10 protein-coding genes are annotated in these 11,255 nt (G+C 68.0%); 3 read left to right on the forward strand and 7 right to left on the reverse strand.

Annotation, left to right across the window (positions count from 1 at the left end):
- Positions 1–58: 58 nt before the first annotated feature.
- The 6 genes from AC5E6L_RS10195 to AC5E6L_RS10220 form a co-directional block, all read right to left on the reverse strand.
- Positions 59–238: a Flp family type IVb pilin gene (locus tag AC5E6L_RS10195; RefSeq protein ID WP_491773039.1), complete on the reverse strand. Its 180-nt coding sequence runs from the start codon at positions 236–238 to the stop codon at positions 59–61.
- A 131-nt stretch (positions 239–369) separates the two neighbouring features.
- A complete protein-coding gene (locus tag AC5E6L_RS10200) occupies positions 370–705 on the reverse strand; it encodes a hypothetical protein (protein ID WP_491773041.1) in 336 nt (111 codons plus the stop codon).
- Between the two features lie 117 nt (positions 706–822).
- A complete protein-coding gene (locus AC5E6L_RS10205) occupies positions 823–1,236 on the reverse strand; it encodes a (deoxy)nucleoside triphosphate pyrophosphohydrolase (RefSeq protein ID WP_491230979.1) in 414 nt (137 codons plus the stop codon).
- 3 nt (positions 1,237–1,239) lie between these two features.
- The gene (locus AC5E6L_RS10210; RefSeq protein ID WP_491230980.1) at positions 1,240–1,992 is read right to left on the reverse strand and encodes a GNAT family N-acetyltransferase; all 753 of its coding nucleotides are present in this window, start codon (positions 1,990–1,992) and stop codon (positions 1,240–1,242) included.
- A gap of 13 nt (positions 1,993–2,005) precedes the next feature.
- Positions 2,006–3,238 (reverse strand): bifunctional glutamate N-acetyltransferase/amino-acid acetyltransferase ArgJ, encoded by a 1,233-nt coding sequence (gene argJ, locus AC5E6L_RS10215; protein WP_491773044.1) that lies wholly within the window; start codon positions 3,236–3,238, stop codon positions 2,006–2,008.
- Positions 3,239–3,252: 14 nt separating this feature from the next.
- Positions 3,253–4,161 (reverse strand): peptidylprolyl isomerase, encoded by a 909-nt coding sequence (locus AC5E6L_RS10220; protein ID WP_491229276.1) that lies wholly within the window; start codon positions 4,159–4,161, stop codon positions 3,253–3,255.
- Positions 4,162–4,420: 259 nt separating this feature from the next.
- Here AC5E6L_RS10220 and secA point away from each other — a divergent pair, with 259 nt between their 5' ends.
- The 3 genes from secA to AC5E6L_RS10235 all read left to right on the forward strand — a co-directional run bounded on the left by secA (position 4,421) and on the right by AC5E6L_RS10235 (position 10,072).
- A complete protein-coding gene (gene secA, locus AC5E6L_RS10225) occupies positions 4,421–7,285 on the forward strand; it encodes a preprotein translocase subunit SecA (RefSeq protein WP_491773046.1) in 2,865 nt (954 codons plus the stop codon).
- Positions 7,286–7,381: 96 nt separating this feature from the next.
- Positions 7,382–8,788, forward strand: coding sequence for a lipopolysaccharide biosynthesis protein (locus tag AC5E6L_RS10230; protein WP_491773048.1), 1,407 nt, complete (start codon positions 7,382–7,384; stop codon positions 8,786–8,788).
- Between the two features lie 6 nt (positions 8,789–8,794).
- Positions 8,795–10,072: a GNAT family N-acetyltransferase gene (locus AC5E6L_RS10235; protein ID WP_491229273.1), complete on the forward strand. Its 1,278-nt coding sequence runs from the start codon at positions 8,795–8,797 to the stop codon at positions 10,070–10,072.
- Between the two features lie 3 nt (positions 10,073–10,075).
- Here AC5E6L_RS10235 and AC5E6L_RS10240 read toward each other — a convergent pair.
- The coding region (locus AC5E6L_RS10240; RefSeq protein WP_491773051.1) for an AMP-binding protein at positions 10,076–11,255 on the reverse strand (1,180 nt) is incomplete at its 5' end.

The raw sequence follows: 11,255 nt of genomic DNA on the forward strand, positions 1-11,255 counted from the left end.
GAATCTGAAGTTCGTACGGAGCATGCTGCGTAACGAAGCGAACTTCAGATCAGGGGCACTAGTTTCGGACGCTCCCGATGGCATCGCCGATCTGCTGCCGGTTGCCGTCATAGAGTTCGTCGACACCGCCGCCCGTCAATTGTATGCCGGCCAGCGCCGCAATGGCGATGAGCGCGGCAATCAGGCCGTATTCGACCGCGGTCGCCCCTTGCTCCGTACCGAAAAACCTGCCGATCATGTCCCGACTTCTCCTGCCTCTGGCAGAACGCTCTAGGCTCGGCAAGTTAATGCGGCCTTTGCTGCCGGCCGGCCGCTTCCAAAGTCGGTTAAGGAAGGCTTAATCGCGCGCAGCGGCGAGGCGCTCCGCCGTCACCGGGCGCAATCGCCGCTGCGCGCGCCATTGGCATGAATGATGCAGACCGCATTCGGCGCGTCTTGCAGCACGCTGCGCCGCACGGTGTATGTCGGGCGCTGCTGCGGCGTGGAGGCGGTGGTCGTGAAATCGATGCCCGCGCTCGTCCGCTCCATCACGATCCTTTTGCTGGACCGGTCCAAATAGGGGGCCGCGAACATGGCGAGGGCGGCGGCGAGCATGCCGAACAGCATCGTCGCGCGCAGCAGGTTGTTGCCCCAGTCGAAGAGTTGCGATGTCTGTTGCGATGTTTTGGGCTCGATCGGCTCGAACCAGTCGGTGTCGTCCTGCATCTGCTGCCCCGCCGGCATGCGCGGGCCGTTCCGGCCAGGCCCGTATTCGGCAAAATGTCACACGCTCATAAACGATCGATTAACGCAGCTTTCCTGCGCGAAGCCTGCCACCCGCGTTCAAAGAAGGTCTTGCAGCGCCGGGATCAGCGGTTCGTCGGCCGTCGGCATCGGGTATGCCCGCAGATCGGCGGCCCGCACCCATTTGAGCGCCTGGCCTTCGCGCGAGACGGGAATGCCCTCGAACTTGCGGCAGATGTAGAGCGGCATCAGAAGGTGAAAGTCGTCATAGGCGTGGCTGGCGAAGCTCAGCGGCGCAAGGCAGGACGCCTCGGTGCGCACGGCCAGCTCTTCCTCAAGCTCGCGCAGCAGCGCCTCTTCGGGCGTTTCGCCGGGCTCGAACTTGCCGCCGGGAAACTCCCAAAGGCCCGCCATCGCCTTGCCCCTGGGGCGCCGGGCGAGAAGCACGCGGTCGTCCCTGTCGACGAGCGCGCAGGCGGCGACCAGCACGAGCGGCTTGGGCGGTGCCGTCACGGGTCACTCACCCCGCGTGCGGTAGACATAGCGGTAGATCTCGGCGAAGCCGAGCCGTTCGTAAAGGCCGTTGGCCGGCCGGTTGGCGGCCTCGACCTGCAACCATCCCCTGGTCGCGCCCTGGGCGGCCGCCCAGCGCAGGGCGGCGCGCACGATCGACCGGCCGAAGCCGCGATTGCGCAGCCCGTCGCGCACGGCGATCTCGAAAAGTCCGGCCAGTTCGTTGTCGTGCACGCACAGCGCCGCCGCCGCCGGCCCCTGCTCGTCCTCGACGACGAACATGCCGTGCGGCGGCCGAATGCTTTCCAGCAGTTCGCTGAGGCCGGCCTTGTGGACACGGTCATCGGCGTTCAGCGCGATCGCCGCGTCCACGAAGCGGCCGACATCGCGCACCGGCAGCAGGTCGTATCCGCCCTCAAGGTCCATCTCGTCGAGCTGGGCCGCCAGCACGCGGGTTTCATCGACGCGCAGCCAGCCTTGCGCGTTGAGCTGGGCCTCAAGCTGGGTCGGCGCGAGCGGCGACATGCGAAAGACGATCGGACGCTCATAGGCCCTGAAGCGCTGCTCGATGCGGGCGATCCGCTTGACGATGCCGCGGTCGTCGGCAGGGTCGAGCGGGTTGACCGAGTTGAGCCGGCGCGAGGGGTGGCTCGCGGTCAGGCGCACCGCCCAGCTTCCATCATAATGGACCGAAGCGGCCGGCCAGGCGCGAAAGCCGACCGCTTCGAGCCGGCGAACCATGGCAAGCCTTGGCATGCGGTTCCTCCCGTCAGCTTCGATAGTCGGCATTTATGGCGATATACTCCCGCGTCAGATCGCACCCCCAGGCGGTGAACGCGCCCGCGCCGAGGTTGAGGTCGATCGCGATGACGATCTCCTCGCCGCGCATATAGTCGGTCATCGCCGCTTCGTCATAGCCCGATGCGCGCTGGCCGCCCGTTGCGGCGAGCAGTGGCCCGAAGCTGATGTCGAGCCTGTCCCGGTCGGCGGGCTCGCCGGCTTTTCCCACGGCCATCACGATCCGTCCCCAGTTGGCGTCCGCGCCGGCGAGCGCGGTCTTGACGAGCGGCGAGTTGGCGACCGAAAGCGCAATGGTGCGGGCCGAGCCGTCGGAGACCGCGCCGGCGACCTCGACGCGCATGAGCCGGCTCGCGCCCTCGCCGTCGCGCACGATCTGCAACGCCAGATCGCGCATCAGGGCGGCGAAGGCGACCTCGAACGGGGCCAGGCGCGGATCGTTCGGATCGGCGAGCGCCCGCACGGGCGTCCGGGCGGTCGCAAAGGCGAGCACCGTGTCCGAGGTCGACGTGTCGCCGTCGACGGTGATGGCGTTGAAGGTCGTCGTCACATGGCGGTCCAGCAGCGTTTGCAGCAGCGGGGCGGCCAGCGGCGCGTCGGTGACGATGTAGGCCAGCATGGTCGCCATGTCCGGCGCGATCATGCCCGAACCCTTGGCGATGCCGTTGAGCGTGATCCCGGCCCCCTCGATCTGCGCCGTCCGCGTGGCGAGCTTGGGAAAGGTGTCGGTGGTCATGATCGCGCGCGCCGCCGCGTCCCAGCCGTCGGGCCGCGCGCCGGCCAACAGCGGTTGCAGCACGCCGTCGAACCTGTCGGCTTCGAGCGGTTCGCCGATCACGCCGGTCGAGGACAGGAAGATCTCGCTTTGGGCGCAACCGGACGCCGCCGCCGCCATCTGCGCGGTCAGCGCGGCGGCCTTGGCGCCGCGCCTGCCGGTGAAGGCGTTGGCGTTGCCCGAATTGACGATCAGCGCCCGCGCGACGCCGCCGGGCAGGTTGGCCCGGCACCAGTCGACGGGGGCGGACGGGCATGCGGACCGCGTGAACGCGCCGGCGACCGCGGCGGGCTCGTCAAAGACCATCGCCATCAGGTCCGGGCGCCCGCGATATCGGATGCCCGCCTCGACGGCGCCAAGGCGCACGCCCGCGATCGACGGAAGCGCCGCCAGAACGGCGGGAGCCAGCGGCGAGACCGTCGCGCCCATGTCCGGCCGCTTGCCTATCGGACCGCCCCGTCCGGCGCGGTGACGCCGGCGCTGACCGCCGCCTCATAGGCGTCCTTCAGTTCAGGGTCCTCGATCTCGATCGCCGCCGCCTCGCGCAGGCCCTGGAGCAGCTCGAAGTAGCGCTCGCGCAGCAGCAGCGAACGGATCTGGTCCTCGACCTGCTCGAACGGGGGCGGCTGCACGGGCCGGCGGTCCTCCAGCTTGATGACGTGCCAGCCGAAGCGGGTCTCGACCGGTTCGGCGGTGAAGCGTCCCGGTTCGAGCGCGAAGGCCGCCTGTTCGAAGGCCGGCACCATGCGGCCGCGCGTGAAATAGCCCAGATCGCCGCCATTGGGGCCGGTCGGCCCCGTCGACCGCTCCCGGGCGAGGGCGGCGAAGTCCGCGCCGCCGGCCAGTTCCTCGATGATCGCGCGCGCCTCCTGTTCGGTCTCGATCAGGATGTGCCGGGCGCGCACCTCGTTCTCGGGCGGGGCCGCCGCGATCTCGCTGTCATAGCGGGCGCGCACATCGTCATCGCCGATCCGGTCGGCCACCTGCGAACGGAAATAGCTGTTGTGCAGCGCCCGGCTGCGCAGGAAGGCCAGCCGCTTGCGGAAGGCGTCCGTTTCGGCCACGCCCTCGCTTTCGGCCCGATCGGCCAGGAGCGCGATGTCGATCAGCGCCATCATGGCGGCGAAGCGTTGCTGCGACGGCGGCACCTGGCCGAACTGGTCTTCCAGATCGCCGATGGCGAATTCGATGTCGCGATTGGTGATCTGCCGGCCGTTGATCGTGCCGATGACCGCGTCCGGATCGAGCGCCTGCACCTGCTGCGCCGACGCCTGGCCGGCGAATGGAGCGCAAAGCGGGATCAGGAGCGCGGCGGCGATCAGAGGGCGGACGCGTCTGGAACGGTTGGACATCGTAAAACACCTTGCTGCGAGGGCTTCGTGCCGCGCGGGCGGAGTGGCCCGCCGGGTTGTGTCACCGCTCGCGACAGCGTGTCCGGCGGCGGCGTTGACAAGCATTTGTGCCCCTCTTATCTGTCCATCGAACCGGCGTCCACCACACAATCGGCGTGTCCGCGCGGCGTGTTTCAAGGTGGCGCGAGCCGTGCACGCGCAAAGCTGCGGCGTGGATTTCAGGGCCGCTGAACCGCATCTGACGAAAGGGCCGCCATTCATGGTCACTTTGGGGGGCATTGCCCGCAAACTGTTCGGTTCGGCCAACGACCGCCGGATCAAGTCCGAGCGCCCGCGCGTCGAGGCCATCAACGCGCTCGAACCGGAGATGGAGGCGCTGAGCGACGAGGCCCTGCGCGCCAGGACCGACGCGCTGAAGGCGCGCCATGCCGGTGGAGAGAGCCTCGATGCGCTCCTGGTCGAGGCCTTCGCGGTCGTCCGCGAGGCATCGAGACGCGCGCTCGGCATGCGGCCGTTCGACGTGCAGCTGATCGGCGGCATGGTGCTGCACGAAGGCTCGATCGCCGAGATGCGCACGGGCGAGGGCAAGACGCTGGTCGCCACGCTGCCGGTCTATCTGAACGCGCTCGCCGGCAAGGGCGTGCATGTGGTCACGGTCAACGACTATCTGGCCAGGCGCGATTCCGAATGGATGGGCCGCATCTACGCATTTCTCGGCATGACCACCGGCGTCATCGTGCACGGCATGGACGATGCGCAGCGCCAGGCCGCCTATGCGTGCGACGTCACATACGGCACCAACAACGAGCTGGGCTTCGACTATCTGCGCGACAACATGAAGTACGAGCGCGCCCAGATGGTCCAGCGCGGCCACGGTTTCGCGATCGTCGACGAGGTCGATTCGATCCTTATCGACGAGGCGCGCACGCCGCTGATCATCTCCGGTCCGCTTGAGGACCGTTCCGAGCTCTATGTCCAGGTCGACGGCTTCATCCCGAGCCTTGCCGACGAGGACTTCACCATCGACGAGAAGCAGCGTTCGGCCACCTTCACCGAGGAAGGCACCGAGAAGGTCGAGCGGCTTTTGCAGCAAGCCGGCCTTCTGAAGGGCGACAATCTCTATGATGTCGAGAACGTTTCGATCGTCCACCACCTCAACAATGCGCTGAAGGCGCACAAGCTGTTCCAGCGCGACAAGGATTACATCGTCAAGGGCGACGACCTCGTCATCATCGACGAGTTCACAGGCCGGCAGATGCCGGGGCGCCGCTTCTCCGAGGGCCTGCACCAAGCGCTGGAGGCCAAGGAGAAGGTGGCTATCCAGCCCGAGAACCAGACGCTCGCCTCGGTCACCTTCCAGAACTATTTCCGCATGTACGACAAGCTGGCCGGCATGACCGGCACGGCGGCGACCGAGGCCGAGGAATTCGGCAACATATATGGCCTCGACGTCGTCGAGATCCCGACCAACCTGCCGGTCAAGCGCGCCGACGAGGATGACGAGGTCTACCGCACGATCGAGGAGAAGTACGACGCGGTGGTGGTCGACATCATCGACAGCCAGCGGCGCAGGCAGCCGGTTCTGGTCGGCACGACCTCCATCGAAAAATCGGAAATGCTGTCGCGCATGCTGTCTGACGGGACATATCTCAAGGGCCTGCGCGCGCGGCTTGCCGGCCGGCTCGCGGCGATCAGGCAGGGCAAGGAGCCCGAACTGCGCGCCTGGCTCGAAGAGGGTGTCGCCCATGTCGACGAGGCGATCGGGCAGGGCGGCGTCGCGCACGAGGTGCTCAATGCCCGCCAGCACGAGCGCGAGGCCTTCATCGTGGCGCAGGCAGGCGTCCCTGGCGCCGTGACCATCGCAACCAACATGGCCGGCCGCGGCACCGACATCAAGCTGGGCGGCAATGCCGAGATGCGCCTCGCGCAGGAATTGGGCGAGATGCCCGAGGGCGCCGAGCGCCAGGCTAGGCGCGAGGCGATCGAAGCCGAGGTCGAAGAGCTCAAGCGGCAGGCCCTCGATGCGGGCGGCCTTTACGTTTTGGCGACCGAGCGCCATGAGAGCCGGCGCATCGACAATCAGCTGCGCGGCCGCTCGGGCCGCCAGGGCGATCCGGGACGGTCCAAGTTCTACCTGTCCCTGGCCGACGATCTGATGCGCATCTTCGGCTCGGACCGCATGGACGGCATGCTCCAGAAGCTGGGCCTCAAGGAAGGCGAGGCGATCGTCCATCCCTGGATCAACAAGGCGCTGGAGAAGGCGCAGAAGAAGGTCGAGGCGCGCAACTTCGACATCCGCAAGAACCTGCTCAAGTTCGACGATGTCATGAACGACCAGCGCTCGGTCGTCTTCGATCAGCGGCTCGAACTGATGGACGGCGACGATGTCGCCGAGACGGTCGCCGAGATGCGTCAGGAGGTGGTCGAGACCCTGGTCGCCGACCATATCCCCGAAAAGGCCTATGCCGAGCAGTGGGACGTGGCCGGACTGAAGGAAGAAATCGCCAAGACGCTCAATCTCGACCTGCCGGTCGATGAATGGGCGGCCGAGGAGGGCATCGCCGAGGACGCCATCCTCGAACGGCTCGCCGGGTCGGCCGACGAGGCCGCCGTCTGGCGCGCCGAACGCTTCGGCCCGGACGTCATGGCCTATGTGGAGAAATCGGTCATCCTGCAGACGCTCGACCATCTGTGGCGCGAGCATCTGGTCAATCTCGACCATCTGCGCTCGGTGATCGGCTTTCGCGGCTACGGCCAGCGCGACCCGCTTCAGGAATACAAGTCCGAGGCGTTCGAACTGTTCCAGTCGATGCTGACCAATCTGCGCAAGGTCGTCACCTCCCAGCTGATGCGCGTGGAGATCGTGCAGGAAGCGGCGCGGGCGCCCGAACCCTCGGTGCCGCAGATGCAGGCGCGGCACGCCGATCCTGCCTCCGCCGAGAACGGGACGGCGGGCGACCCGCCGCGCACCGCGGCCGGCATCATCGCCGCCGCCACCGGCAAGGTGGCGCCCGGCGAGCGCAATCCGGACGATCCCGACACATGGGGCAAGGTCGGCCGCAACGAGGCCTGTCCGTGCGGCTCGGGCAAGAAGTTCAAGCACTGTCACGGCGCTTTCGTCTGACCGTTCGCCGCGTTGCGACCGGCGTGCCGTCGAACCAAATCTTAAGCCCGTCCGGATAATCGTTGCCGCGCAACAAAGAGCGGGATCGGTCGTCTTTTGCGTTTTTCCGCCGTTCAGACCCTTGCGCATATCCTGCCCGCCGCGCTGGGCCGCCGGGCGATTGCGTTCGCCGGCATCTTCGACCGGGTGCTCACCGGCGGCGACGAGGCCAGCCGGGCGCAGCGCGCCACCATGGTCGCCTTTTCGATCCGCGTCGCCAGCGCGGCCATCGCCTTTCTGTCCCAGGTCGCGCTGGCGCGCCTGATGGGCGTGTTCGAATATGGCGTCTTCGTGCTGGTCTGGGTGGCGATGGTCATCATCGGCAACCTGTCCTGCTTCGGCTTCCATACCGCCATCGTCCGCTTCGTGCCGCAATATCGCGCGCGCGGCGATCTCGATCGTCTGCGCGGCCTTTTGATATCGGGCCGGCTGTTCGTTCTGGCGACCTCGACGGTCATGGCGGGCCTTGCCGTCGCGGCCGCCCATTTCGGCGCGCACTGGTTCCAGTCCCACTACGTCGTGCCGTTCATGGTCGGCGCGCTCGCCTTGCCGATGATCGCGCTCGGCGACACGCTCGACGGCACCGCCCGGGCCAATGGCTGGCCGGTGCGGGCGCTCGCCCCGACCTTCATCGTCCGGCCGCTCGCGATCCTTCTCTTCCTGGCCGCCGCCTGGGCGCTGGACCATGACATTGACGGCGTTACCGCGCTGGTCTGCGCGGTGCTGGCGGCCTACCTGACCACGATCGGCCAGCTTGTCATGGTCACGGTCTCGCTCGACCGGCGCTTTCCGGCCGGCCCCCGCCGCGCCGATCTTCGCCTTTGGATCGCGGTGGCGCTGCCGATCTTCCTTGTCGAGGGGTTCTTTTCGCTGCTCCTGAACGCCGACGTGCTGATGGTGGGCGCGCTGATGAAGCCCGACGACGTGGCGGTCTATTTCGCCACGGTCAAGACGCTGGCGCTGGTTCATTTCGTGTCCTTTGCGGTCAAGGCGGGCGTTGCCCACCGCTTCGCCGCGCGGATCGACGATGCCGACAAGAGCGCGCTGCGCGAACTGGCCCGCCGCACGGTGAACTGGACCTTCTGGCCCTCGCTCGCCATGGCCGGCGTGATCGTGCTGGCCGGCCCGTTCCTGCTGGCGCTGTTCGGCGCCGATTTCGCGCGCGGATATCCGCTGTTGTTCATCCTGGCGATGGGCGTGGTCCTGCGCGCGGCGATCGGACCGGCCGAGAGCCTTCTGACCATGTCGGGCAACCAGAACGCCTGCGCCGCCGTGTTCGGCGCGGTGCTTGCGGTCAACGTGGCGCTCAACGCGCTGCTGATCCCGGCCTACGGTCTTCATGGCGCCGCGCTCGCCACCATGATCGCGACGATCGCCGAGACGTTTGCCCTTTATCAACTGGTTCGGTGGCGTATTGGCGTGCGCATGTTCGTTTTCATGTCGGCCGCGAAATCGGGATCCTGACCCACCATGTCCGCACTTCCGGTGATCGAGGAAGATGTCGCTGACGGCCCGCCGCTGATCATGGCGGGCGCGTCGGAAAGCGCGAACGGCGGTTCGCCGCTTCCCGAAAGCCGGCTGACGACGGGGAACAGGAAGTTCGCCGTCTATCCGCCGGGCGCCGGTTTCGATATTTTCGATGATCTCGATCCGGTGACGAATTACACGGTCGAGCCGAACATCTTCTTTTCCCCGCGTTTCTGCGTGCCGGCCATGCCGCGCCTTGACGACCGTCAGGTCTTCCTGATGGTCCTTCAGGACCGCGACGGGCACGCCGCCAACACGCGCTTCCTGATGCCGTACACGGTCGAAAAACCCGGCTTTCGCATCGGGCCGGACCTGATTCGCGCCTGGTCGAGCCCGTTCGGCCCCTATGGCGTGCCGCTGGTCGAGCGGCGCGAGAGCGCGCGGATCATCGACGATCTCATGCAGACACTGGCGATGCCCGCCATCCCGCTGCCCAAGATGCTGGCGCTGCCGGACGTTTTCGCCGATGGTCCCGTCGTGTCCCTGTTTCGCTCGGTCGCCCTGTCCAACGGCCTGCCGATCGCAACGACCCGGCCGATCGGGCGTCCGGTGCTGGATGCGACCGGGGATGCCGACGCCTATGCCAGGGAAGCGGTGAGCGGCCACCATCGACGCAATATGGGCCGGCTGTGGCGCAGGCTCGACGCGCAGGGCGGGCTGACCTACGACATTGCGCGCAACCGCGAGGCCGTTCGGGTCGCCATGGAGGAATTCCTGCTCCTGGAGAATGCCGGATGGAAGGGGCGTCAGCGCACCTCGCTTGCCTCCGACCGTTACCGCGCGGCATTTGCGCGCGAAGCCGTCAACGGGCTCGCCGAGCGCGACCGCTGCCGCATTCATCAGCTCAGCCTGGGCGGCAGGGCCATCGCCTCGCTGATCGTCTTCGTCGATGCCGGCAGGGCCTGGACCTGGAAGACCGCGTTCGACGAGACGTTGGCCGGCTACTCGCCCGGAACGCTGCTGATGCAGCGCGCGACCGAAGCGCTGATCGACGACCCCAACATTGTGAGCGCCGACAGCTGCGCGCCCGAGGACCATCCGGTGATGAGCCGTTTGTGGCGCGAGCGGCGTGACCTGCTCACGCTCGTGATCGGGCTCGAACGGGGGCGCGACCGCGAGGTTCGCCAGGCCGCCGCCCAGATCGAACTCTACAAGTCGACCCGGACGACCGCGCGGCTGGTGCGGCGCCGGCTCAACACGCTCCTGTCGCGGCGCGCCTGACCGTCAGCGAGCGCGGAAGTGCCGGCGGACGACCTTGCCCGATGCGGTCAGCGGGATGTCGTCGACGAAATGGATCTCGCGCGGATATTGATGCGCCGAGAGCCGCGCCTTGACGAAGGCGGCGATTTCGCCCCTGAGCGCGTCGTCGCCGGACGCGCCGTCGCGCAGCTTGACGAAAGCGGCGACGATCTCGGTGCGCAGGGCGTCGGGCTTTCCGACGACGGCGGCCATCTCGATGGCCGGGTGGGCCGCAAGGCAGTCCTCGATCTCGGACGGACCGATCCGGTAGCCCGACGAGGTGATCACATCGTCCATGCGTCCGATGAAATGGAAGAAGCCGTCCGCGTCCATGCGGCCCGCATCGCCGGTCATGAGCCAGTCGCCCCGATATTTGGCGCGCGTGGCCGCCTCGTCGCGCCAATAGCCCAGGAACATGACCGGATCGGGCGCGCGCACGGCGATTTCGCCGGGCTCGTCGATGGCGGCCGGCGTTCCGTCGGGACGCAGGACTGCGACGGTGTGGCCCGGCACGGGCCTGCCCATCGCGCCGGGCCGGGCGATGCCGAGGGCGGCGCAGTTGGCGAGCATGGCGTTGCATTCGGTCTGGCCGTAGAACTCGTTGACCGGCACGCCGAACCGCTCACGGGCGAGGGCGTGCGTCCGCCGGCCGGGCGCCTCGCCCGCCGTGCCGATGACGCGCAGCGAAAGCCCCTCGGGCGGACTTTCCGCGTCGGCGAGCAGCATGCGCAGCGCCGTGGGCGGCAGGAAGACGTTGGTCACCCGCGCACGGCGCATCACGTCGAGCGCCCATGCCGGCTCGAAGCGCGGCGCGCGGGCCGCGACCACCGGCACGCCGTGACAGAGCGCCGGCAGCAGGGCGTTGAGCAGCCCGCCGGCCCACGCCCAGTCCGAGGGCGTCCAGAACACGTCGCCCGGCCGCGGCATGAAGTCCTGCGCCATCTCGATGCCGGGCAGATGGCCCGGCAGGACGCGATGGCCGTGCAGCGTGCCCTTGGGCTGGCCGGTCGTGCCCGAGGTGAACAGCATCATGGCCGGATCGTCCGGCCCGGTGTCGGCGGCCGTGAAGCCTTCGCCGCCTGCCTCCATCAAGGCGCCGAGCGCGATCGCGCCGTTCGGCGCCCCGTCGGTGCAGGCGATCAGCGCCAGCGCGTCCGCCGCGCCC

The organism is Roseitalea sp. (assembly GCF_984466335.1).